We start from the raw sequence: 25136 nt of genomic DNA on the forward strand, positions 1-25136 counted from the left end.
ATCCCGCCGGCCCGTTAGATACACCGTGATGGCTTTATTCGAAACCAGGACATTCGGCACATGATTCACCGCTGTTTACTTGCCCTAGCTGGCACGCTGGCCCTGTCGGTCAGCAGCATGGCGCTGGGGCAGGCCCCGCAATCGAGCCCGGCAATCTCCTACACCCGGGACATTCAGCCGATCTTTACCAACAAGTGTGTGGCCTGCCACGCCTGCAACGACGCTGCCTGCCAGCTCAACCTGGGCAGTGCCGACGGCGCCCAGCGCGGCGCCTCCAAGGTGCCGGTGTATCAAGGCGACCGCAGCCAGGCGGTGCCGACCACGCGTTTGTTCTATGACGCCCATAGCGAGCAGGCCTGGCGCAAGCAGGGCTTCTATTCGGTGCTCGACGGCCAGGGCAGTCAGGCGGCGCTGATGGCGCGCATGCTCGAGTTGGGCCACAAGACGCCGCTGACGCCCAACGCCAAACTGCCCGAGAGCATTGTGCTGGGCCTCAATCGCAACAATATGTGCCCGTTGCCCCATGAATTCGATGCCTACGCCGGTGTTCATCCTGGCGAAGGTATGCCCCTGGCCGTCACCGGCCTGACCGATCAGGAATACCAGACCCTGCAGCGCTGGCTGGCAGCCGGCGCGCCGGTCGATGCCCAGGCGCTACAGCCGAGCGCTGCGGAAGCCAGCCAGATCGCCGAGTGGGAAGCGTTGCTAAACCGCCCAGGCTCATCCGAGGCGTTGATCGGTCGCTGGCTGTACGAACATCTGTTTCTTGCCCATATCGACTTCGTCGGTGGCCAGCCTGGGCACTTCTTCCAGTGGGTGCGTTCGCGCACGCCCAGCGGTCAGCCGGCCGACATCATCGCCACTCGCCGACCCAACGACCCGCCCGGTACTGACTTCTATTACCGGTTGGTCCCGGTGCAAGGCGTGATCGTTCACAAAACGCACATCAGCTACCCGCTCGGGCCGCAGAAGCTCAAACGGGTCAAGCAGCTGTTCTATAGTGGCGACTGGCATGCCACCTCATTGCCAGGCTATGGCCCAAGGCACCGGGCCAACCCGTTCGAGACCTTCGAAGCGATCCCGGCGGTGGCGCGCTACCAGTTCATGCTGGATAACGCCGAGTACTTCGTGCGCACGTTCATCCGCGGGCCGGTCTGCCGTGGGCAGATTGCCACCGATGTGATTCGCGACAACTTCTGGGCATTGTTCCAGGAGCCTGCACATGACCTGTACATCACCGACGCACGTTATCGCGGTGAGGCGACGCCGTTGTTGGCCATGCCCGGCCAGATCGACGACGTTGGCAGCGTGATCAGCCTCTGGCATTCCTACCGCGACAAGCGTAACGAATACGAAAAGCTGCGCCGCGAAGCCTATGCTGAGGCCCCCGCGCCGAGCTGGTCGACCTTGTGGGCCGGTAATGACAACGCGCTGCTGAGCATCTTCCGCCACTTCGACAGCGCCTCGGTGAGCAAAGGCTTGATCGGCGACGTGCCACTGACTAGCTGGCTGTTCGACTACCCGCTGCTTGAGCGCACCTATTACCAACTGGCGGTCAACTTCGATGTGTTCGGCAACGTCTCGCACCAGTTGCAGACCCGGCTCTACTTCGACCTGATCCGTAACGGCGCCGAGGTCAATTTCCTGCGGTTGATGCCCGCTGACCAGCGCGGCGCGATCCTCAGCGATTGGTACCAGACCACCGGCAAGGTCAAGATGTGGCTGGATTACGAAGACATCGACACCGATACGGCAAGCGCTTTCAAGCTCGACGAACGTGACCCCAAGCGCGACTTCGGTCTGCAATTGCTGCAGCGCACCAAGAGCCTCAATGTCACGCCCGACCCGATCAACCGCTGCCAGGGCGCGTACTGCTCGCGGCCGCAGATGAGCGCCGAGTTTCGCGATGTCGAGCAGAGCCTCAGCCGCTTGGTATCACGTCCTGCCGCAGGCCTGAAGGTAATCAATCAGCTGCCCGAAGCGAGCATGCTGCGTATCGAAGGGCAGGGTGGGCAACGCCAGGTCTACAGCCTGCTGCGCAACCGTGCGCACAGCAACGTGGCGTTCCTGCTGGGCGAGGAATCGCGCTATCAGCCGGGTCTGGACACCCTGACCCTGGTGCCGGGCGTGCTCAGCAGCTACCCCAATTTCATCTTCAACATCCCGGCCAGCGATGTCCCGGAGTGGGTCGAAGACATGGAAGCTGCGCGCGATGATCCGGCCAAGTTCGAGCGCATCGTCATGCGTTGGGGCGTGCGCCGCAGTCACCCGCAGTTCTGGCAGTACTTCCACGATCTGAATACCTTTATCCAGGAGACCGATCCGCTGGAAGCGGGGGTGCTGGACATGAACCGCTATGAAAACCTGTGAGTTGACCGCCCGGCAGGAGGGCTGATCTTTTCATCGATGTCGTGGTCCCAATAGCAAGTGGTCTGTGGTTCGGCTCGCCGCTCTCGGTGGCGCGTCTGCGCCGAACCCCAGGCTTGAATGCACCAGGACCACAGGGCATTGCATGTTGTACTCGCTTCAGGCACTTCGGGCGTTCGCCGCCTGGGTGGTGGTTTGCCACCATTTCATGCAGATATTCTTCGACTTCCACGCCAGCGGCCCCGTTGGCGCCCTGCTCGCCGAGCGCGGCGCAGTTGGGGTGGACATCTTTTTTGTGATCAGCGGGTTGGTGATCTACCTGTCGACACGTGACAAGGACATCGTCCCCAGTCAGTTTCTGCTCAACCGCGCGTTGCGCATCATACCCGCCTACTGGTTTTACACCGCTCTGATGGCCCTGCTGCTGTTCGGCGCCAGCCGCTGGATGCCGCATCAGGTGTTCGACTGGCAGCATTTGCTGCTGTCGTTGCTGTTCATCCCGGCAGAAAACCCCGGCGGCTACGGCATGTATCCAACGCTCAATGTGGGCTGGACACTGAATTTCGAGATGTTCTTCTATCTGCTGTTCGGCCTCGCCTTCATGGTACGTCGGCGTCTGCACCTGCTGCTGGTCACGGCCGCGCTGTTGCTGGTCAGCGAAGTTCTGGGGCGGCTGGGGGTGGTCAGCCACTTCTACAACAACGGCATCATCTACGAATTTCTGTTAGGGATCGGCCTGGGCGTGCTCTACCGCCGAGGTCTGATCCGCGAGGGCTTTTGGCTGCCGTTGGCATTGCTGGCGCTGGCCGGGTTTGCCCTATACCGGCTGGATGCGTCGCTGCGCCTGCTGCACTGGGGCCTGCCGAGCGCGCTGGTGGTGCTGGCGTTCATCTCGCTTGAGCCGTATTTCCGTGGCAACCAGCTGCTCAAGATGCTCGGTGACTGCTCCTACTCGGTATATCTGATCCATGTGCTGGTGCTGCATGCTGGCTGGTTCGTCAGCGAGCGCTTTGCACTCAACCCTTATCTGGTCTTCGCCTTCTGCGTGCCGTCCATTGGACTAATGTCGTGGCTGAGCTACCAATGGCTGGAACGCGGCCTGTATCAACGGATGAAGGCCTGGATCGATGCACGTTCGGCGCAGCAGCCAGCCTGGGAGCTATCCCGAGTCAAATGCTAGGACTTTGTTCGGGGCCTGGGTTGGCGTACACTTGCCAGCAAGTCTGTGAGGAACTTCCATGAGCGCTATAACCATTACCGACGCCGCCCATGATTACCTGGCCGATCTGCTCTCCAAGCAGAACACCCCGGGTATCGGCATCCGCGTATTCATTACCCAGCCAGGCACCCAGTACGCAGAGACGTGCATTGCCTACTGCAAGCCGGGCGAAGAGAAGCCAGAGGACACTGCCCTCGGCTTGAAAAGCTTCACGGCCTACATCGACGCCGTCAGCGAACCGTTTCTGGATGACGCGCTGGTCGACTACGCCACCGACCGTATGGGCGGCCAGCTGACCATCAAGGCGCCAAACGCCAAAGTGCCGATGGTCAACGAAGACAGCCCGATCAACGAGCGCATCAACTACTACCTGCAAACCGAGATCAATCCAGGGCTGGCCAGCCACGGTGGCGCAGTGAGCCTGATCGACGTAGTTGACGACGGCATTGCCGTCCTGCAGTTCGGTGGTGGTTGCCAAGGCTGCGGCCAGGCCGACGTGACCCTCAAGGACGGCATTGAGCGCACCTTGCTCGAACGCATTCCTGAGCTTAAGGGCGTGCGCGATGTGACCGACCATACCCAGAAAGAAAACGCCTACTACTGATAGCGGTAGTGGTGCGCAAGCAGACCCGGGCAGCAACGCGCGGGTCGCGCTTCTAGCAACAATCTGTTACTGATTCAACCCCCGCGACAACAGGTCGCAGCCGCGTATTACAAGGGCTGCAGGCCGATCACCGGCTTTGTTGGGTAGATAGCCAACAGAGGTCATGCCAGAATGCCGCGGCTTTTTGACCGGCCCTGCCCAGGGGCTGGCACCTTCCCTGTAAAGGATGGTTCCATGACTGATCTGTTGAGCCGGCGTGCCGTTGTCGCCGGCATGGGCGTACTCGGGCTTGGCCTGTTGGCCGGTTGCAACCCGGCGCGCGGCCTTGATTTCAAGTACGGCAAGAACATGAGCAACGAAATCCTCGGCCGTTCGTTCCGCCTGACCGATAGCCAAGGCAACGTGCGGACCTTGTCGAGCTTCTACGGCACCATGCCGATGATCTTCTTCGGCTTCACCCAGTGCCCGGCCGTGTGCCCGACTGCGCTGGCGCGTGCCGCCCAGATCAAGAAGCTGATGGGCCGCGATGCTGGCTTCTTGCAGGTGGTATTCATCACCCTCGACCCTGAACGTGATACGCCCGAAGTGCTTGACGCCTATGTCAAGGCATTCGACCCATCGTTCACGGCCCTGACCGGTACGCCGGAAGAGATCGCCGCGGTTGCGCGGGAGTTCAAGGTGTTCTACGAAAAGGTCCCCACCGGCGACACGTACACCATCTCCCATTCGTCCACCAGCTACGTCTACGATTCGCGCAGCACACTGCGCCTGAGCCTGGGGCATTCCCTGAATGCCAAGGAATGCACAGAAGACCTGCTTACCCTGATGGAGATCTGCTAAATGGCAATTTCGCTGCAACCGATCAAGCGCGGCCTGGCCGCTCTGGCACTGATGGGCATGGCGCTGCCGGCCCTGGCCGAGACCAGCGTCAGCGATGCCTGGGTGCGGGCAACCGTGCCGCAGCAGCATGCTACCGGCGCCTTCATGGTGCTGACTGCCACCACCGACAGCAAATTGGTCGGGGTCGCTTCGCCAGTAGCCAAGGACGTGCAAGTGCATGAGATGACCATGAACGGTGACGTCATGGGCATGCGTCAGGTCAAGTCGATCGAGCTGCCTGCCGGCAAAGCCGTGAGCCTGGATCCGAACGGCTACCATGTGATGCTGATGGGCCTGCATGAGCAGGTCAAGGAAGGCGCCCAAGTGCCGCTGACGCTGACCATCGAAGACGCCAAGGGCTCCAAGCAGACCTTGCAGGTCCAGGCGCCCGTGCGTGGCCTGACAGCCGATGGCAACACTGGTGGCCACGAGCACGCGCATCAGCACTGACAGCTGCCGGAGCTATTCGCTCAGTAAAGAAAGCCGCTCCCTGGAGAGCGGCTTTTTTTTGCCGAGAATCAACCGCGAAAACGTGGCAGCGGGCGGTCGGTCTTCAGCGAGGTCAGCGTTTTGCGCACCTGTGCTTCTTCAGCCTCCAGTGCCCGCAAGCTGTCGCGGATCTTGCCGGCTGCGGGCACATCACCCTGCCGGTCGATCCAAGCGGCAATTTCCTTGCACGCGCTGGTCAAGTGGGTTTGGCGCTGATTCATCAACGTCAGCAGGGTGTTGAGCTCTTTTGCAGACATGGCAGGTTCCTCCGTTCAGCGCTTGAAGTGTAGCAGCGCTGGCAGAATTTGCCGGGCGCCTCAGCGGCTCAGGCAGGCGCTGCGGTAGGCGCCAGGGGTGACGCCGTAGGCCTGCTTGAACTGGCGGTTGAGATGGCTTTGATCGGCAAAGCCCAGGGCGAACGCGGCATCGGCAGCGGCCATGCCACCCTTGAGCAGCTCCCGCGCGCGGGCCAGGCGCCGTTGCTTCAGCCAGCTGTGCGGGGGCAGGCCGGTGGCTCGGCAGAATACCCGGGCAAAGTGAAAGGCAGACAAGTTAACCGCCGCCGCCAACGCTTCCAACGAAGGCGGGTTGGCGAGCTGGCTTTCCAGCAGCTCACGAGCGCGGGCGACAGCCAGCGGCTCACGGCCTGGATCGCGTGGCGCGCTGCACTGGCCGTGCCGCTGGGCCAGGGCCAGCACCGCTTGGCGCCAGGCAGTCTGCTGTTGCAAGGCGCTAGCCCCGGCTTCCGAGAGCTGGTGCAACTGGCTGAACGACGCCGCCAGGGCGGGATCATTGATCACGCTCTGCTGAAAGTACGGCATGCCCTGGCCGCTCAGTTCCAGCTCGTCGAGCACGCCCGTAACTCGTGCCTGCTCGGGATAAAAGCCCCGATAACGCCAGCCGGTTTCGTGCGCAGTAGCGCCGGTGTGCAGTTCGTCGGGGTTGATCAGGACCATGCTGCCCACCGGCGCCAGGTGCTCGCTGCCACGGTGCCAGAAGCGCTGCGCGCCCGATTCGATCACGGTGAACACATAGCCTTCATGCACATGCGGGGCAAACCGTTGCTGCACATAACGCGCGTGCAGCATCTCGACGTCGCCAAGTGCCGGCGCCTGCCAGAGGTGGGTTTGTTCACGCAGGGGTGTGCTCATGCCAGCCAGCTGCGCAGCAGGAAGAAGATCAACATGCTTACCAGCATGCTCAGCAGCACACTGCGGGTCAACAGCACCAGCGCCACAGCCACCACCGAACCGAGCAGGTACGGATTGGTCAGGCTCAGGTCAAGCTGGTGCTCAGGCAGGAAGATGATTGGTCCGCAGATGGCTGTGAGCATGCCGGGTACGGCAAAACCGAGAAACTGCCGTGCGTTGGAGCTCAGGCGCAGCGGTAAACGCGGTTCGAGAAACGCGTAGCGGTTGAGAAATACCAGCAGGCCCATGCCCAGGATCAACAACCAGATCATGCCCGTGCTCCAGCCAGTTTTTGACAGACAAAGCCTGCACCCATGCCCAGCAACCCTGCTGCAATCAATGCGGTCTCCCAGTGCCAGTAGGTGAACAGCACCGAGCTGAACAGCGATACCAGCACGCACACCAATGCCGGCACGTTGCGCACGGTGGGCGCTATCAGGGCAACGAAGGTGGCGACGATGGAGAAATCCAGCCCCAGTTGGTCCAGGTGCGGGATGTTCTGGCCGAGCACAATGCCGGCCAAGGTAAACAGGTTCCACGCCACGTAGAAGGTCAGGCCAACGCCCAAGGCATACCAGCGGTTGAACTGCTGTTGGTCGTAGTGGCTGGTCAGCGCAAAAAATTCATCGGTGAGCAGGAAACCCAGGCCCAGCCGCCAGCGCAATGGCTGGCCCGACAGCAGCGGGCGCATCGACAGCCCGTAGAGCAAATGTTGGGAGGTCAGCAGCAAGGTCGTGAGCAGGATCGACAGCAGGCTGGCGCCACCCTTGAGCATCCCGATCGCCACCAACTGCGCTGCACCGGCAAACACGATCGCCGACAGGCCTTGGCCTTGCCATGGGCTGAGGTTCGCCTCGATGGCCATCGAGCCTGCCAGCAGGCCCCAGGGAGCAACCGCCAGCGACAGCGGCAGGCTGGCAATGGCACCGTGGAGAAAGGCGTGGCGAGTGATTGGCTGACTGCTGGGCATGATGACGGCTGCAAACAACAAGGCAGCGCAGCATGGCAGAACAGGTCAAGGCTGGCTTGAACGATCTTGCTCGTCTACGGCCAGCCTGTGCTTCAGCGATTGCTGGTCAGGCGTTGCTGCGCAGCGGCGCAGCCGTTGATCTCTACTGCCTTCTGCAGCAGTGTCTGCCGATGCTGCGGGTCCAGATCACCCAGCAACCGGTAGACCTCGGCCTGATAATCGCGCTGCCGCCCCCATTGCATCTGCAACCCTTGTGGCTGGCTGCGGTTACAGGCCAGGCGCACAGCGGGTTGCGGGTAGTACTGCGCGTACAACGTGGCCATGTTGGGGATGGCTTCCATCGCGTCGCGATACGCCGGGCTGGCGTTGTACGGTGGGCACCAGGTCGAAATGGCCGGCGCGGGCGGGGCAAAGCCCTGCTGCAGGCTGGCCTCGAGCAAGGGGCAGGCGGCGTCGGGAATCTGCGCGGCAGGCAGGTAGGTCATGTAATACAGCGCCAGCCGGTATTGCGCCACCGGATGCCCCAGCGCCACCGACTTTTTCAGCAACGCCACCGCGGTCGGCAGGGTCTGCGCCAGCGCCTGGCCTTGGCGGCTCAGCTCGGGGTCGCTGTCGGCAACCGAGCGTAGCGGCGAGGGACTGTCGCTCACGCTGTCGGCTTGCTCGAGCAGCGGCAAGGCCTGCCGGTAGAGCAGATCAGCGTGCGGGTCGATCTGGCTCTCAAGCGCGTCTGCCATGGGCGCAGCCAGGGCGATGAGCAGGGGCGAGAACAGGACAGCACGCGTGACGATTGAACGTGGCGTGCCGCTGTTGGCAGCGTTGGAGCTTCGATGTTCTTTGCAGATGCGCATATGCCTCGGTAAATCACAGCGATGACCGGCTATTCTAGCCATCCCGAGGCCCATGCCGATAGACCATGGCCGCGTTTATCAGACGAGCTTGATCGGCGTCACCTTGCGCAGGCGTTGTTTATCCTGCGCCAGGCCCAGCTTGGCAGTGATCACCTTGGCCAAGGTATTGTTCCCCAAGTCATTGAAATGCAAGCGATCTACGAACAGTGACTGGGCGAATACCGGTGAGCTGTCGAGCATGCAATTCATGTCATAACAGGCGACAGAATCGGCTTGGTTCTTGATCCGGCGAAAGAATGCCGAGTGCCGTTCGGCATCGAAAACGCCCGCCAGCAACTGATCGAACGGTACCGGCTGCTGTTGCAAGGCATCAAGCCTGGCCTGCTCAGCTGCGGGCACCGTTTCGCGGCACCAGGGCAGCAGCGGCTGCAAGATGAAGGTGAGGGTGGCATGGCTGTCGGCCAGCAAGCGGTCCCACTGGCGCAAGGTGCGCCCAATACAGTCGGCAGCGCGCATCAGGCGCTTGTCCGCAGGCGGCAGCGACCAGCTCAAGGCAGGCTGCTCGCGGCGTGGCACCAACGCCTGGCGCAAGCGTTGCCAGAGCGACTCGACGTCTTTGCAGGGCGGTGCCTGCAAGGTCTCATTGAAACTGTTCAGGTATGCCTGACGCGGGTCGGAACCCGTGGCCAGTAACTCGCTGAGGGCCTCCTGGGCCAACGTGTTGAGCCCGCTGAGGATCACCACATGGCCGATCTTGCCCAGCCGATGCTGGTGTGTAAGGAACAGCAGCAGCTCTTGCGTAGCGCTCAGCCCGCAGCCAGCCAGGCTCAGCCAGACCTCACCGGTGAGCGCCGACAGGTGCGAGGCAACCGTAGCGTCATCACCGCTCGCGCCTATGCCAAAAGCGGTCGAGCCGCCCACCAGCAAGTTGACTCGCGCCGTACTGCCACGTTCGGCGGGCGAGTAGCGCTTGCCCGCCCAGTGGCTATAGCGCAAGCCCAATGCATCGGTATTGACGGTATCCGAGCGATAACCCCGTTCGTGCATGTACAGGGTTTGCGGCAAACGCCGGCTGCCCAGCTGCATAAAGCGCTGGTAGTCCAGTTGCAAGGGAAGCAGTTGGCCGTCCGTGGCGCTATCGATCAGGCTCATCAAACCTCCTCACTCGGTCAGCAGGCGTGTGCGGCTCAGGCCGTCAGTTCCTTCAGGTTGTAAAGCAGGCCGACCGCTGCAATCAGCAGCAGCGCTACGCCGGAGGCAAGGCTGATCATGCGGCTGCTGCGCTGCGAAGCGATCCTGCCGATGGCGAAGATATACAGACTGAGTACGGCGAAATCGATGGCGATCCACAGCAGCGACAGCACCACCATGCTCTTGCCGAACGACTCGGTGATCTGGATGAACTGCGGGAAGAACGAGATGAAGAAGATGATGTCCTTGGGGTTGGAAATGCCCACCATGAACCCCTGCAGCAAGCCGCCGCGGGCCGGTTGCGGCGTTTCTGCCACGGCTGCCGCTGTAGCCGTAGGCGGTTGCAGTGCCTCGCGCAGAGTCGCCACGGCGATGTAGCCGATGAATAGGCAACCGAGCAGGCTCATGCCGTTGAGCCAGGCCTTGTCGATGGCGGCGCTGGTCATGATGATCCAGGCCGCAGCGCCGATCAGGACCAGTGATGCCCAGTTGGTACCGATGGCCGTGAACAGCGCCTTGCGTGAGCCGGACGCTGCAGCAGTGTTGACGATCAGGGCGACGACTGGGCCGGGGGTGGCGATCAGCAGCAGCACGGTCAGGGCATAGGTGGCAGTCAGGGCGGTATTCACGATTCAGTTCTCGATCAGTGTGTCGGGTGCCTTGTGGGCATGGAAAGGGCAGCGCGACGGGTTCAGCGACCCCTGCTCCTGCAACTGGTACTGCTTCCATTCAAAATTGTCGTCTTGGCCGAAGTACCCCAGCGAGTCAGGCACGACACCGTCGTTGTAGTGGCTGACCCGTTCACGAATCCGCGCGCGAATGCGCTGACCGCTCTCGGTCTGGGCACTCGCGACTTCTTCGAAGCTCTCGCGGGGGTTGATCACGAAGACCATGCTGTCGCCCAGGTTGCGGCTCTTCATCAGCCGGTGCGCCGGGAAGTTCATGTTGATGAACAGCGGCATGCCGGCGAAGCAGAACGACCATTGATTATCGTGCGGGTCGCCAGGCACGTCCTGAGGCCAGGGCTGCGGGTCGCGGGCATGCACGCCTTGCAGCACTTTCCAGGCCAGCGCCTGCTGCTCGTCGAGGCTGCCGCCAGGGGCGGTTTCGATGAACACCAGCAGCGGGGTGCCGATGCGTTGCTTGCGAGGTATCGGTTCGATGGTGCGCACGTAGTCGGTCAAGCCCTTGGCCATGTCATCAGCCATGTGCTCAGCACGGGCGAAGACAATGTGACACGTCTTGGCACCGACCGCCTTGCGGCCAAACAAACAAGGAAATTCAGGATTGGCGAGAATTGCGCGAAAGTGTTCTATGGTTTTGAAGGTCCAGTGACTCGTATTCTGGACATGTTCGGCGGCCAGCTCTAGCGCATCCAGGCGATAGCAGTTTCCATATCCCGTAAACATGGTTTCCCCAGACGTTCTAATGATCATTTCTGCCTAGCTAAGGCTGATTAGCTCTATGTATTTATGGTTTACAGGCATTTTCTGAGATGCGCCCAGCGTTGTAAAACGCCTGGATTTATGACCTACTATTAGTCTCACTCATGCTGCGGACGGCCATAGATGTCAGAACGGATTCAAGCACTGCATGCCCTGCGCGCTTTTGAAGTGGCTTCGCGCTACGGCTCATTCACTCGTGCAGCCGAAGAGCTGGCCCTGACCCAGGGCGCCGTCAGTCATCACATCAAGACCCTTGAGTCGATGTTTGGCTGCAGCCTGTTCGAACGACGCGGGCCCAAGCTGCGCCTGACCGAACATGGCCGCTTGCTGGCGCAGGAGCTCAAGGTCGGCTTCAAGATCATCGAAAACGCCTGCGCCTTGCTGCGTCAGGATCGCTATGGCTTGCGCCTGAAAGCACCGTCGACGCTCACCGTACGTTGGCTATTGCGCGCGCTGGATGGCTTCAAGAAGGTGGAAAACAGCTGCAGCGTGCAGCTGTCGAGCGTGTGGATGGACATCGATAGCGTCGATTTTTATTCAGAACCGTACGACTGCGCGATTCTTCTGGCCAACGGTCGTTTCCCTGCCGACGTCGAGGGCTTCAAGCTGTTCGACGAGTGGCTGATTCCGGTCTGCCACCCCGATTACCTGCAAGACCCCAACCCGGATCTGGCCATACTCAGTCAGTGCGACTTCCTGCACCCCTCGACCGACCGGCGTGACTGGCGGCGCTGGCTGGCGCGGATGGACGCATTGCACATCAGCATCGACCAGGGGCAGGTGTTCGACACCCTTGATCAAGGTATTTCCGCCGCCCAGCAAGGCCTGGGCATCTCGGTAGTGGACCTGGTGCTGGCCAGCGCCGACGTCGCTGCCGGGCGCCTGGTAATGCCGTTCAAGCACGCCGTGGCAACCGGCGACGGCTATTACATGACCTGGCTCAAGGCCAGCCCCAAGGCTCGGCAGATGCTGCGGCTGCGCGATTTTCTGCTGGCCCAGGTGCCGCCGCTGGTGTCCAAGGAGATCAACTACCTCTACGGCTGACGCAACAGGGTAGAATCCCTGCTCAGCACGCCGTATCACAGAGGTCATCGCAGTGGAGTTGCAGCAGGGCTTTGTCCTCACCCGACATTGGCACGATACGCCCGAAGGCACCTGCGTGGAGTTCTGGCTGGCGACCGATCAGGGCCCGCGCCAGCTGCGTCTGGCGCCGCAGGAATCGGTGGCGTTCATCCCTGAGCGGTTCGCCGCCCACGCCCGCGCAGTGCTCAAGGGCGAGCAGGGTGCTGAGCTCAAACCACTGCGCTTGCGCGACTTCGAGCAACGCCCGGTGCTGGGCCTGTACTGCCGCCAACATCGCCAACTGATCCAGCTTGAGCACCGTCTGCGCAGCGCTGGTATCGATGTATACGAGGCGGATATCCGTCCACCGGAACGCTACCTGATGGAGCGCTTCATTACCGCGCCGGTGCTCTTCAGCGGCCAGCCGGATGCCCACGGCGTGCTCTGCAACGGTCAGCTCAAGCCGCACCCCGATTACCGCCCGCCGTTGCGCCTGGCCTCGCTGGACATCGAAACCACCGAGCGTGGCGAGTTGTACAGCATTGCCATCGAGGGCTGCGGCCAGCGTCAGGTGTACATGCTCGGGCCGGCCAATGGCGACCACAGCATCGTCGACTTCGATCTGCACTACTGCGCCGACCGCGCGCAACTGCTGCACTGCCTCAATCAATGGATGGCCAGCCACGACCCAGATGCGATCATCGGCTGGAACGTGCTGCAGTTCGATCTGCGCTTGCTGCACGAGCACGCCGCGCGCTTGCAGGTGCCGCTGCTGCTTGGCCGTAACGGCGCACCACTCACCCTGCGCGCACACCCCGAGCGCAACCATGTGTTCGTCGAGGCGCCGGGCCGCTTGTTGATCGACGGCATCGAGGCGCTGCGTTCGGCGACCTGGAGCTTCCCTTCATTCAGCCTGGAGAACGTCGCCCAGACCCTGCTCGGCGAAGGCAAGGCGATCGATACGCCGTACCAGCGCATGGACGAAATCAACCGCATGTTCGCCGAGGACAAGCCGGCCCTGGCCCGGTACAACCTCAAGGACTGCGAGCTGGTCACGCGGATTTTCGCCCATACCCGCCTGCTCGAATTCCTCCTGGAGCGCGCCAGCGTCACCGGTCTGCCGGTGGACCGCAGCGGTGGCTCGGTCGCGGCGTTCTGCCATTTGTACATTCCGCACATGCACCGGATGGGGTTTGTCGCGCCAAACATGGGCAGCCAGCCGGACACTGCCAGCCCTGGGGGCTTTGTCATGGACTCGCGCCCCGGCCTGTATGACTCGGTGCTGGTGCTCGACTACAAGAGCCTGTACCCGTCGATTATCCGCACCTTTCTGATCGACCCGGTCGGGTTGGTCGAAGGGCTCAGCCAGCCCGATGACGAGCACTCGGTCGAGGGTTTTCGCGGCGCACGTTTTTCCCGCACCCGGCATTGCCTGCCAGCCATCGTCGAGCGCGTCTGGCAAGGCCGGGAAGCGGCCAAGCGCGACGGTAACGCGGCACTCTCGCAAGCCTTGAAGATCATCATGAACGCCTTTTACGGCGTGCTCGGCTCCAACGGTTGCCGCTTCTTCGACACGCGCCTGGCCTCGTCGATCACCCTGCGTGGCCACGAAATCATGCGCCAGACCCGCGGCCTGATCGAGGCCGAGGGTTACGACGTCATTTATGGTGACACCGACTCGACCTTCGTCTGGCTCAAGCACGCCCACGACGAGCAGGCGGCGGCGAGCATCGGCAAGGCGCTGGTGGCCAAGGTCAACCAGTGGTGGCGCGAGCACCTGCGTCAGAGCCTGAACCTCGACTGTGCACTGGAGCTGCAATACGAAACCCATTACCAGCGTTTTCTGATGCCGACCATCCGCGGCGCCGAGGAGGGTAGCAAGAAGCGCTACGCAGGCCTGGTGCAGGGCGCCGATGGCGAGCTGCAGATGATCTACAAGGGCCTGGAGTCGGTGCGCACCGACTGGTCGCCACTGGCCCGGCAGTTTCAGCAAGGGCTGTATGAGCGGATCTTTCGCAACCAACCTTATCGTGACTATCTACGCGATTACGTACAGCGCACCCTCGCTGGCGCGCAGGACGAACTGCTGATCTACCGCAAGCGTCTGCGCCGGCCGCTGGCCGATTACCAGCGCAACGTGCCGCCGCACGTGCGCGCGGCGCGTCTGGCCGATGACTTCAATGCGCGGCTGGGCCGTCCCAAGCAGTACCAACGCGGCGGCTGGATCAGCTATGTGATCACTACAGCAGGCCCCGAACCGCTGGAAAACCTGCAGTCGCCGATCGACTACGAGCATTACCTGAGCCGCCAGCTGCAACCGGTGGCGGACGCGATCCTGCCGTTTGTCGGTGACGATTTCAACGCCCTGACCGGCCGCCAATTGATGCTGTTCTGAGCCCGCACGGGCGCTAATTTTTCCTCGTTGCATTCGTTCTATAGGGATGGTTCGCCACCGCCCCACGCCTATAGATTCGGATGCCCACACAATGAATGCTGAAGACGCCCTGAAACTCGCTCGTCGCTTTATTGGCCTGCCGGCGGAGAAACGTCAGCTGTTTCTCGCTGCATTGGCCCGCGAAGGGGTGGATTTTGCCCAGTTTCCGATCCCGGCCGACGTGCCCGCCGAGGATCGCCAGGCGTTGTCCTATGCCCAGCGGCGCATGTGGGTGTTGTGGCAACTGGACCCGCACAGCGGCGCCTATAACCTGCCCGGTGCAGTGCGGCTCAAAGGTGCGCTGGACATCAACGCGCTGGAGCGCGCCTTCGCCAACCTGATCGAGCGGCATCAGACCCTGCGCACTGTATTCCGGCGCCGTGATGACGACAGCGTGCAGCAGGTGCCCGCCGAGCAGCCGCTGCACATCGTTCATCAGGACTTTTCGGCGCTGGCTATTGATGCGCGCGAGCAGGCGGTACGAGAGGCAGCCGAAGCCCAGGCGGTGCAGCCCTTCGACCTTGAGCAAGGCCCACTGCTGCGGGTCAGCCTGCTGCGTCTGGCCAGCGACGAGCACGTGTTGCTGCTGACCCTGCACCACATCGTCTCCGATGGCTGGTCGATGAACGTGTTGATCGAAGAATTCACTCGTTGCTACGACGCTTTCGCGCTGGGCAAGAATCCTGCGCTGGCGCTGTTGCCGGTACAGTACGCCGACTATGCCCTGTGGCAACGACGCTGGCTCGAGGCGGGTGAGCAGGCGCGTCAGCTAAGCTACTGGCAGGATGCGCTCGGCAACGAGCACGATCCGCTTGAACTGCCCACCGATCATCCACGCCCGGCGCTGCCAAGCCAGCGCGGCCGGCGCCTGGAATTCGCCATCGACACAGCGTTGGCCGACGGCCTGCGCGAACTGGCCCGCCAGCACAACGTGACCTTGTTCATGCTGCTGCTCGGCGCCTTCAACGTGCTACTGCTGCGCTACACCGGGCAAACCGACCTGCGTGTCGGCGTACCGATCGCCAACCGCAACCGCAGCGAGATCGAAGGCCTGATCGGCTTCTTCGTCAATACCCTGGTGCTGCGCACTCAAGTCGACGCCCTGCAGCCATTCGCCAGCTTGCTGCAAGCGGTCAAGGAACGCGTGCTCGGGGCCCAGGCGCATCAGGATCTGCCTTTCGAACAGTTGGTCGAAGCGCTGCAGCTGGAGCGCAGCCTGAGCCACACGCCGCTGTTTCAGGTGATGTACAACCACCAGCCGCACGTAGCCGACATGGCCAGCCTGCAAACGGCCTCGGGCCTGAGCCTGAGTGCGGTGCAGTGGCAGAGCCGCACCACTCAGTTCGACCTGACTCTGGATACCTATGAGCAGGGCGGGCAACTGCGCGGCGCCCTTACGTATGCGGATGAACTGTTCGACGCCGCCACTATTGCGCGCATGGCCAAACACTTCACCGGCCTGCTGGCAGCGCTGGTGGCCGACCCAAATCAGCGCGTTGGCGAGCTGGCGCTGCTGGCGGATGAAGAACACGACACCCTGATCAGCGGCTGGAACCAGACCGCCCAGGCCTATCCGCTGGATCAGTGCCTGCACAGCCTGATCGGCGACCAGGTGCAGCGCACGCCCGATGCGCCGGCCGTGCGTTTCGCTGAACAGACCCTGAGCTACGCGGCCCTCGAACGCCGCGCCAACCAGCTGGCCAACCTGCTGCGTGAGCGCGGAGTTGGCCCGGATGTGCTGGTCGGCGTATGCCTGGAGCGCTCGCTGGAAATGGTCGTGGCCCTGCTGGCCATCCACAAGGCCGGCGGTGCCTACGTGCCGCTTGACCCGGAATACCCTCAGGAACGCCTGCACTACATGATCGACGACAGTGCCGTGCGCCTGTTGCTGACTCAGCGTGCGCTGCGGCCGCTGCTGGAAGGGCAGGCCGGCCTGCAGATGATCGATCTGGATCAGTCGCAAGGCTGGCTCGACGACTACTCCGAGCAAGTACCACTGTCGCAGACCTTGCCCCAGCACCTGGCCTACGTGATCTACACCTCAGGCTCCACCGGCAAACCCAAAGGCGCGGGCAACAGCCATGCGGCGCTGGTCAACCGGCTGTGCTGGATGCAGCAGGCCTATGCACTGACCAGCAGCGATGTGGTCCTGCAGAAAACCCCGTTCAGTTTCGACGTGTCGGTGTGGGAGTTCTTCTGGCCGCTGCTGACCGGCGCTTGCCTGGTGGTCGCTGCACCCGGTGCACATCGCGACCCAGAGCGGCTGATCGAAACCATCGTCGACAACGGCGTGACCACCCTGCATTTCGTGCCTTCGATGCTGCAGGCATTTATCCATGAACACGGCGTTGAGGCCTGCCAGAGCCTGCAGCGCATTGTCTGCAGCGGCGAGGCACTGCCGCTGGAAGCGCAGCAGCAGGTTTTTGCCCGCTTGCCGCAGGCTGCGCTGTACAACCTCTACGGGCCGACCGAAGCAGCCATCGATGTCACGCACTGGACCTGCATCGACGAAGGCGCGCTGGCCGTGCCGATTGGTCAGCCGATTGCCAACCTGCGCACCCTGGTGCTGGATGCCCAACTGCAACCGGTGCCGGCAGGTGTTGCCGGCGAGCTGTACCTGGGCGGGATCGGCCTGGCGCGCAGCTATCATCGCCGCCCCGGGCTGACCGCCGAGCGCTTCGTCGCCTGTCCGTTCGTTGCCGGTGAGCGGCTGTATCGCACCGGTGACCGTGTCCGCCAGCGCCGCGACGGGGTGATCGAATATCTGGGCCGCTTCGACCATCAGGTCAAACTGCGTGGCCTGCGCATCGAGCTGGGCGAGATCGAGACGCGCCTGATGCAGCAGCCGCAGGTCGATGAGGCGGTCGTGCTGGTGCAGGAAGGCAAACACCTGGTGGCGTATCTGGTACTTGCTCAGGAGCCACAGGAGGGCTGGCAGGCCCAGCTCAAGAGCGCGCTGCTCGAATGCCTGCCTGAGTACATGGTGCCGACCTACTGGCTGGCATTGGACCAGCTGCCCGTGACTGGCAACGGCAAGCTCGACCGCAAAGCCTTGCCACTGCCGGAGGCGGCGCCGCAGCAAACCTACGTGGCCCCGCAGGACGAACTGCAACGGCTGCTGGCCGGGATCTGGCAGGACGTGCTCGGCCTGGCCCAGGTGGGCCTGGAAGACAATTTCTTCGAGCTTGGCGGCGACTCCATCGTCTCCATTCAGGTGGTCAGTCGCGCGCGTCAGGCCGGCGTGCGGCTCAAGCCGCGTGACCTGTTCCAGCATCAGACGGTGCGTAGCCTGGCCCAGGTCGCGGTGCGCGACAGCCAGGGCCAGCAAGAGCAGGGGCCGGCAACCGGCGACGTACAGCTGACGCCGATCCAGCACGCGTTCTTCGCGCTGGACATGCCGCAGCGCAGTCACTGGAACCAGTCGCTGCTATTGAGCCCGCGTGAACCGGTGCAAGCCGAAGTGCTTGAGCAAGCCTTGCAACTGTTGCTGGCCCAGCACGATGCCCTGCGCCTGCGTTACACCGCGCAGACGCAAGGCTGGCAGCAGGCGTATGCGCCGGTCAGCAGCGCTCGAGTACTCGAATCCGCGCAGGCAACCGACACCGCCCAACTGGCAGCACTCTGCGATGGGTTGCAGCGCAGCCTCGATCTGCAGGCAGGGCCACTGCTGCGTGCGCTGTTGGTAGAGCTGCCTGATGGCGAGCAACGCTTGCTGCTGGTCATTCACCACCTGGTGGTCGATGGAGTGTCCTGGCGGGTGCTCCTCGAAGACCTGCAACTGGCTTATCAGCAATTGGCCGCCGGCCAACCAGCCAGGCTGCCGGCTAAGACCAGCAGCTATCAAGCCTGGGCCGCGCGCCTGCAGCAGCACGTACCGGCTGTGCTCGATCAGCTGCCGTACTGGCTTGCCCAGCATCAAGACATCGCCGAACTACCGTGCGACCGCCCCCACGGCGCCCTGACCAATCAACTGCAGCGCAAGGTCGAAGCGCGTCTGTCGCGAGAGGCCACCCGGCAACTCTTGCAAGTCGCCCCGGCGGCCTACCGCACCCAGGTCAACGACCTGCTGCTGACCGCTTTGGCGCGCCTGCTGCAACGCTGGACGGCGCAACCAGGCTGCCTGATCCAGCTCGAAGGCCATGGCCGCGAAGACCTTGGCGATGACCTCGACCTGACCCGCAGCGTCGGCTGGTTCACCAGCCTGTTCCCGGTACGCCTGCAAGTCCCGGCCGACTGGCCGGGTTCGATAAAGGCGGTCAAGGAGCAGTTGCGCCGGGTGCCCGGCAAGGGTCTCGGTTATGGCCTGCTGCGTTACCTCGCCGAGCCTGCCGTCGGCGCCCAACTGGCCGCGCTGCCAGCGCCGCGGGTGACCTTCAACTACCTGGGCCAATTCGATGGCCAATTCGACCAGGCGGCGCTGTTCGCCCCGGCCAGCGAACGCAGCGGCCAGGCGCAGGACCCCCAAGCGCCGCTGGCCAACTGGCTGACCGTTGAGGGCCAGGTGTATGCCGGGGAGCTGGCCTTGCAGTGGGGCTACAGCAGCGCCATGTATGACGATGCCAGCATCCAGCAACTGGCCGACGGTTATCTGCAGGAGCTGCACGCGCTGATTGCCCACTGCCTGCAAGTGCCGGCCGGGCAGGTGACGCCCTCGGACTTCCCGCTCGCCAGCATCAGCCAGGCGCAGCTCGATCAGCTGCCGGCCAGCGCCGATCAGATCGAAGACCTGTATCCGCTGGCGCCGATGCAGCAAGGCATGCTCTTTCACAGCCTGTACCAGCCGGCAGATGGCGCGTACGTCAACCAGATGCGCCTGGACATCGCCGGCCTCGACGTCGAGCGCTTCCGTCAGGCCTGGCAAGCGGCGCTGGATCATCACCCGATCCTGTGCAGCAGCATCCATTGGCAGGGCCTTGAGCACGCGCATCAGTTGGTCCATCGCCAGCTGCAACTGCCGCTGACGTTGCTCGAAGCGGGTGAACATGACCTTGACCAGTTGGCCGCCGCCGAGCGCGCGCTGGGCTTCGATCTGGCTCGCGCGCCATTGCTGCGCCTGAGCCTGGTGCCGACCGGTAGCGGCGACTGGCACCTGATCTACACCAGCCACCACATTCTGCTCGACGGCTGGAGCAACGCCAGTCTGCTGGCTGAGGTGCTCGGGCGTTATGCAGGCGTACAGCCGAGCGCTGCACCAGGGCGTTACCGCGACTATCTGGCCTGGTTGCAGGGGCGCTCTGCTGAAGCTGCCAAGGCCTACTGGCAAGTCAACCTGGCGCCGCTGGAGCAGCCGACCCTGCTCGCTGAAAGCCTGCGCCGACCGGCGCACGGCAGCGGCTACGGGCAGCTGCTGGCCGAGCTCGAGCCCGTGCAGACCGAGGCGCTGAAGACGTTCGCCCGCGCCCATAAAGTCACCCTCAACACCTTGCTGCAAGGCGCCTGGGCGGTGTTGTTGCAGCGTTACAGTGGGCAAGCGTGCGTAGCCTTCGGCGCCACCGTGGCTGGACGCCCGGCCGAGTTGCCGGGCATCGACGCGCAGCTTGGGCTGTTCATCAATACCTTGCCGATCGTCTGCCAGCCGCACCCGCAGCACAGTGTGGCGCAGTGGCTGCAGGCCTTGCAGTCGCACAACCTGGCGCTGCGCGAGTTTGAGCATGTGCCGCTGTACGAGATCCAGGCCTGGGCTGGGCAGCAGGGCAACGCGCTGTTCGACAGCCTGCTGGTATTCGAAAACTTCCCGGTGGCCGAGGCCTTGAGCCAGGCTGACAGCAGCGGGTTGCGCATGCGCAACCTGAGCAACCACGAGCAGACCAGCTATCCGCTGACCCTCGGCATCGAACTGGGCGCGACCCTGCGCCTGGACTTCAGCTACGATCTGGCGCGGTTCAGCAGCGAGCAAGTAGCCGGGTTGTGCAGCCAATTGCGCCACCTGCTTGAGCAGTTTGTCGCCGCCCCGCAAGGCGTGCTCGGCAACCTGACCCTGCTTGATCACACCGGCCAGCACAACCTGCTGCAACGCCAGGGCGACAGCTGCATGGCGCTGCGTGATCAAGCGCTGGTGCATCAGCGTATCGCTGCTCAGGCCGCCAGCACGCCTGGAGCATTGGCGGTGTGGACCTCGGCAGCAAGCCTTGACTATGCCAGCCTCAACCAACAGGCCAACCGCCTTGCCCATTGCCTGATCGAATCCGGCGTCGGCCCCGGCCAACGCGTCGGCTTGGCACTGCGGCGTACCCCGCAGTTGATCGTCAGCCTGCTGGCAGTGCTCAAAAGTGGCGCCGCCTATGTGCCGCTCGACCCCAGCTACCCGGACGAGCGCTTGCTGTTCATGGTCGAAGACAGCCGTCTCGACCTGTTGCTCAGTGAGGGTGGGCTGCTTGCTCATCTGGCACTGCCGGCTGGCTTGACGCGGCTGCAACTCGACGTGCTGGGCGATCAGCTGGCCAACGCATCAACGCTGGAGCCGGCAAACCGCGCTTGTCCTGAAGACCTCGCTTACGTCATCTACACCTCAGGCTCCACCGGCAAACCCAAGGGCGTGGCGATTGCCCATGCGGCCCTGCGCGAGTTCTGCGAAAGCGCCGCTGACTATTCCCGGCTCGCCGCCAGCGACCGCGTCCTGCAGTTCGCCACGTTCAGCTTCGACGGCTTTGTCGAGCAGTGCTACCCACCCTTGAGCGTCGGCGCGGCGCTGATCATGCGCGATGACCAGCCGTGGTCGGTCGAGCAGTTGGCCGAGGTGCTGGTCGAGCAGGGCGTGACCCTGGCCGACTTGCCCGCTGCCTACTGGCATCTGTTGGCCAAGCTGTGTGCCAGCGAAGACCGCAGCCTGGGGCGGTTGCGCCAGGTGCACGTCGGCGGCGAGGCGATGTCGGTCGAGGGCTTGCGCCTGTGGCATGCTGCCGGGCTGGGCGCGGTGCGCCTGGTCAATACCTACGGCCCGACCGAGGCGACGGTGGTGTCCAGCGTGCATGACTGCCAGTTGGCCGACGCCAGTGCCGTATATGGTGTGCCCATTGGCCAGGCGATTGCCGGGCGCAGTTTGCGCATTCTTGATGCTGGCGCCGAGCTGCTGCCGGCCGGCGCAACCGGAGAGCTGTGGATTGGCGCTGCGGCGAGCCTTGCACAGTGCTATTTCGACCGCCCAGCGCTCACCGCCGAGCGCTTCTTGCCCGACCCGTTTGCCAGCGAGCCCGGCGCGCGGCTGTACCGCAGCGGCGACCTGGTGCGCTACAACCCGGCAGGTGCTATCGAGTACGTCGGCCGCATCGACCACCAGGTGAAGATCCGTGGTTTTCGCATCGAGCTTGGCGAAATCGAAGCGCGCCTCGCGGCTCAGCCCGCCGTGCGCGAGGCAGTGGTCGTAGCGCTGCCAGCCCGCCATGGCCTGCAACTGGTGGCCTATGTGGTGCCAGTCGATGACCTGGAGGCGCTGGCCGTGCCAGCGCAGGATGACCTGCGCGGTGTTATTCAAGCCGCGTTGAAAGCCGATTTGCCGGACTACATGCAGCCCAACCAGCTGATCTTGCTGGCGCGCCTGCCGCTCAACCCCAACGGCAAGCTCGACCGCAAGGCGCTGCCCGCGCCGCAGGCCGTCAGCCACAGCCAGGCGCTGCCGCAGACCGATCTGCAGCGCCGTGTTGCCGCCATCTGGCAGTCGGTGCTGGACGTGGCGCAGGTCGGCCTCGGCGATAACTTCTTTGCCCTCGGCGGCCACTCGCTGCTGGCCACGCAGGTGATCAGCCGGGTGCGTCAGGAGCTGGGCGTACAGCTGGCCCTGCGCAGCCTGTTCGAGGCGGCCACCCTGCAAGACTTTGTCGCCAGCATCGAACACAGCGAGCGCGCTGCGAGCATGCCGGTGCTGCGCCGGGTCGATGAGCGCCAGCCGCAGCTGCAGTCGTTTGCCCAGCAGCGGCTGTGGTTCCTCTGGCAACTCGAGCCGCACAGCTCGATGTACAACATTGCCCGCGCGCTCGAGCTGACCGGCACGCTGGATCCGCGCGCGGTGCGCCAGGCCTTCGACATGCTCGTACAGCGCCATGCAGTGCTGCGTACCACTTATTTCGAAGCCGATGGCGAGCATTGGCAGCAAGTGCATCAGCAGCTGGCGCCGGAATTTGCCTTCACTGATCTGCGTGGCTCAGCCGAAGGGCAGGCTGCGCTCGAGCAGCACCTGCAGAGCGAAGCCCGCCAGCCGTTCGACCTGGTCGACGGCTCGCCGATGCGCGTGCGCCTGCTGCGTCTGAGCGAGCAGCGCCATGTGCTGCTGATCACCCTGCACCATATCGTCGCCGACCACTGGTCGTTTGGTCTGCTGCCGGCGGAGTTCGTCAGCCTGTACCAAGCGGCCCGCAGCGGCAGCCCATCGGCGTTGCCGGAACCACGCCTGCAATACGTCGACTTCGCCGTCTGGCAGCGCGAGTGGCTGGCGGCCGGTGAACTCGAGCGGCAGCTGGCCTACTGGCGCGCCCAGTTGGGCGATGACCACCGCTTGACCAGCCTGCCGGCATCGCCTGCACGCCAGGCAGCCTCGGCCAATGCCGCCTATTGCGAGGTGCACGAGTTCCACTTCAGCCCGGCCCTGAGCGAGGCCCTGCGCGAATTCGCCACGGCGCGGGGGGTGACCTTGTACATGCTCCTGCTGGCCGGCTTCAGCGTGGTAGTGGCCCAGCGCAGCGCCAGCAGCCGGGTGCGCCTGGGTACCGATGTGGCCAACCGCAACCACGCCGGGGTTGAAGATCTGGTGGGGTTCTTCGTTAACCAGTTGGTACTGCAATTGACGGTCGAACCACAGGCCAGCGTCAGCCAGTTGCTGGAGGCGGCGCGCAGCACCGTGATCGGCGCTGCCGACCACCAGGACCTGCCGTTCGAGCGCTTGGTGGAAGCTCTGCGAGTTCCACGCAGGGCAGGGCGTTCACCGCTGTTTGCGATCAAGTTCATCTATCAGGACAGCAGCGATGTGCCGCTGTCGATCGACGGCCTCGAGATCCAGCCATTGCCGGCCGGTAAAGCCGCCGCCGAGCTGGACCTGATCGCCGAGTTCGTCAACGCGCCCGCCGGCATATACCTGGGGCTCAAGTGCGATGCCGGGCTCTACGCCAGTGCCGACATGGCCTGCCTGTTTGGCCAGTTGCAAGGGGTGTTCGAGCACATGCTTGGCGACCCGCAGGCGGCCTTGGCGCAGTTGCTTGAAGGTGCAGCGCAGGTGCAACAGGCGGCCGAGCAACAGGCCCTGGCCGAGCGCCAGGCGCAATTGCAGCAACAGCCGATCCAGCGCCGTCGCCCAGGCCGGGTGGCGGTCGAGTAACGGCGGCAAGGACAGTCAGGCAGGTGCGCGCCAGGGGGCGCCACCTGATACACGAATGGGAGAGGTGCAATGTCGAATTTCGAGTCGCAAGTGATACCGGCGCTGGGCAAGGGGCGGCGCAAGAGCCTCAGCCTGGACCAGTCCAGCCTGGTCACCTTCAGCCCGATGTTCGCCGACCGCCCGCTGCCGCTGGTGTGCACGCCAAGCATGCCCGGGGTCAACCTGATCGAGTGGGCCGGGCAGAACCGCGCCCTGATCGAAAGCAAGCTCGACCAGCATGCGACCCTGCTGTTTCGTGGCTTCAACGTGCCGGATATCCACGCCTTCAACCAGTGCGTCGATGCGATTTCCGGCGGCGCGCTGGAGTACCTGTTCCGCGCCTCGCCGCGCACCCAGATCACCAAGAAGCTCAACGTCTACAGTTCCACCGACTACCCGTCGGCAGAGAAGATTTTCCCGCACAACGAGCACTCCTATTCGCCGGTGTTTCCGCTGCACCTGTACTTCTATTGCGACCAGCCTTCGGCCACCGGCGGCGAGACGCCGTTCGGTGATACCCGGCTGCTGCTCGAACGCATCGACCCGCAGGTGCGCGATGAATTCATCCGCAAGCGCGTGCTCTACGTGCGCAATTACGGCGACGGCATGGGCCTGCCCTGGCAAACGGTGTTCCAGACCGAAGACCGCGCCGAAGTCGAGGCTTACTGCGCCAGGATTGGGATCACACCTGAGTGGAAGCCCGGCAATCGCTTGCGCACCCGCCAACAAGGCCCCGCAGTGGTGCGCCACCCGCGTACGGGCGAAACGGTGTGGTTCAACCACGCCACCTTCTTCAACGCGCTGACTCTGCCCGAGAGCATTCGCGACAGCCTGCTGGCCGAATTCGAACCGCAGGACCTGCCGCAAAACACCTACTTCGGTGACGGCTCGCCAATCCCCGAAGACTACATCCGCCACCTGCAGCAGCTGTACCGCGAGGTGATGGTCGAGTTCCCGTGGCAGCAGGGCGACGTGGTGGTGCTGGACAACATCTTCACCATCCATGCCCGCAACGGTTACAGCGGCCCGCGCAAAATTCTCACCGCAATGGCAATCCCGCTGAAAAGCACCGACGTGGCCATTGGTTAAGGA

At 63.5% G+C, this 25136-nt stretch carries 17 protein-coding genes; 9 read left to right on the forward strand and 8 right to left on the reverse strand.

Annotation, left to right across the window (positions count from 1 at the left end):
• Positions 1 to 60: 60 nt before the first annotated feature.
• The 5 genes from IDM28_RS08650 (at position 61) to IDM28_RS08670 (ending at position 5519) form a co-directional block, all read left to right on the forward strand.
• A complete protein-coding gene (locus IDM28_RS08650) occupies positions 61 to 2370 on the forward strand; it encodes a fatty acid cis/trans isomerase (protein ID WP_181089356.1) in 2310 nt (769 codons plus the stop codon).
• 142 nt (positions 2371 to 2512) lie between these two features.
• Positions 2513 to 3547 (forward strand): acyltransferase family protein, encoded by a 1035-nt coding sequence (locus tag IDM28_RS08655; protein WP_101318485.1) that lies wholly within the window; start codon positions 2513 to 2515, stop codon positions 3545 to 3547.
• Between the two features lie 58 nt (positions 3548 to 3605).
• The gene (gene nfuA / locus IDM28_RS08660; RefSeq protein WP_101318487.1) at positions 3606 to 4190 is read left to right on the forward strand and encodes a Fe-S biogenesis protein NfuA; all 585 of its coding nucleotides are present in this window, start codon (positions 3606 to 3608) and stop codon (positions 4188 to 4190) included.
• A 234-nt stretch (positions 4191 to 4424) separates the two neighbouring features.
• A complete protein-coding gene (locus tag IDM28_RS08665; protein WP_101318489.1) occupies positions 4425 to 5030 on the forward strand; it encodes an SCO family protein in 606 nt (201 codons plus the stop codon).
• A 6-nt stretch (positions 5031 to 5036) separates the two neighbouring features.
• The gene (locus tag IDM28_RS08670) at positions 5037 to 5519 is read left to right on the forward strand and encodes a copper chaperone PCu(A)C (RefSeq protein ID WP_188035757.1); all 483 of its coding nucleotides are present in this window, start codon (positions 5037 to 5039) and stop codon (positions 5517 to 5519) included.
• Between the two features lie 68 nt (positions 5520 to 5587).
• On the opposite strand, the gene IDM28_RS08675 is transcribed toward IDM28_RS08670, so the two are convergent.
• From IDM28_RS08675 to IDM28_RS08710, 8 genes are all read right to left on the reverse strand, one after another.
• Positions 5588 to 5815: a hypothetical protein gene (locus IDM28_RS08675; protein ID WP_101318491.1), complete on the reverse strand. Its 228-nt coding sequence runs from the start codon at positions 5813 to 5815 to the stop codon at positions 5588 to 5590.
• A gap of 60 nt (positions 5816 to 5875) precedes the next feature.
• The gene (locus IDM28_RS08680) at positions 5876 to 6709 is read right to left on the reverse strand and encodes an AraC family transcriptional regulator (RefSeq protein ID WP_188035717.1); all 834 of its coding nucleotides are present in this window, start codon (positions 6707 to 6709) and stop codon (positions 5876 to 5878) included.
• Entirely contained in the window at positions 6706 to 7020 is a 315-nt protein-coding gene (locus IDM28_RS08685; protein WP_101318495.1) for an AzlD domain-containing protein, read from the reverse strand. The genes IDM28_RS08680 and IDM28_RS08685 overlap by 4 nt, the downstream gene beginning before the upstream one ends.
• Positions 7017 to 7718 carry an AzlC family ABC transporter permease gene (locus IDM28_RS08690; RefSeq protein ID WP_101322983.1) on the reverse strand — a complete coding sequence of 234 codons (702 nt, stop codon included), beginning with the start codon at positions 7716 to 7718 and terminating at the stop codon, positions 7017 to 7019. Before IDM28_RS08690 ends, IDM28_RS08685 begins: the two co-directional genes overlap by 4 nt.
• Before the next feature lie 92 nt (positions 7719 to 7810).
• Positions 7811 to 8455: a hypothetical protein gene (locus tag IDM28_RS08695; RefSeq protein WP_101322984.1), complete on the reverse strand. Its 645-nt coding sequence runs from the start codon at positions 8453 to 8455 to the stop codon at positions 7811 to 7813.
• 192 nt (positions 8456 to 8647) lie between these two features.
• Positions 8648 to 9721: a hypothetical protein gene (locus IDM28_RS08700; protein WP_188035718.1), complete on the reverse strand. Its 1074-nt coding sequence runs from the start codon at positions 9719 to 9721 to the stop codon at positions 8648 to 8650.
• A gap of 35 nt (positions 9722 to 9756) precedes the next feature.
• Positions 9757 to 10389, reverse strand: a complete 633-nt coding sequence (locus IDM28_RS08705; RefSeq protein ID WP_103436955.1) for a LysE family translocator — start codon at positions 10387 to 10389, stop codon at positions 9757 to 9759.
• A gap of 3 nt (positions 10390 to 10392) precedes the next feature.
• The gene (locus IDM28_RS08710) at positions 10393 to 11169 is read right to left on the reverse strand and encodes a YqcI/YcgG family protein (protein WP_101318501.1); all 777 of its coding nucleotides are present in this window, start codon (positions 11167 to 11169) and stop codon (positions 10393 to 10395) included.
• Between the two features lie 159 nt (positions 11170 to 11328).
• Between IDM28_RS08710 and IDM28_RS08715 the strand changes: the two genes are divergently transcribed.
• The 4 genes from IDM28_RS08715 (at position 11329) to IDM28_RS08730 (ending at position 25133) form a co-directional block, all read left to right on the forward strand.
• Positions 11329 to 12249 carry a LysR substrate-binding domain-containing protein gene (locus IDM28_RS08715; RefSeq protein WP_101318503.1) on the forward strand — a complete coding sequence of 307 codons (921 nt, stop codon included), beginning with the start codon at positions 11329 to 11331 and terminating at the stop codon, positions 12247 to 12249.
• 52 nt (positions 12250 to 12301) lie between these two features.
• Positions 12302 to 14662, forward strand: a complete 2361-nt coding sequence (locus IDM28_RS08720; protein ID WP_188035719.1) for a DNA polymerase II — start codon at positions 12302 to 12304, stop codon at positions 14660 to 14662.
• A gap of 91 nt (positions 14663 to 14753) precedes the next feature.
• Positions 14754 to 24005, forward strand: a complete 9252-nt coding sequence (locus tag IDM28_RS08725) for a non-ribosomal peptide synthetase (RefSeq protein ID WP_188035720.1) — start codon at positions 14754 to 14756, stop codon at positions 24003 to 24005.
• Positions 24006 to 24074: 69 nt separating this feature from the next.
• Positions 24075 to 25133: a TauD/TfdA family dioxygenase gene (locus tag IDM28_RS08730; protein ID WP_101318508.1), complete on the forward strand. Its 1059-nt coding sequence runs from the start codon at positions 24075 to 24077 to the stop codon at positions 25131 to 25133.
• Positions 25134 to 25136: the final 3 nt, after the last annotated feature.

Source organism: Pseudomonas sp. EZ-C24 (assembly GCF_014525325.1).
GTDB lineage: Bacteria > Pseudomonadota > Gammaproteobacteria > Pseudomonadales > Pseudomonadaceae > Aquipseudomonas > Aquipseudomonas shirazensis.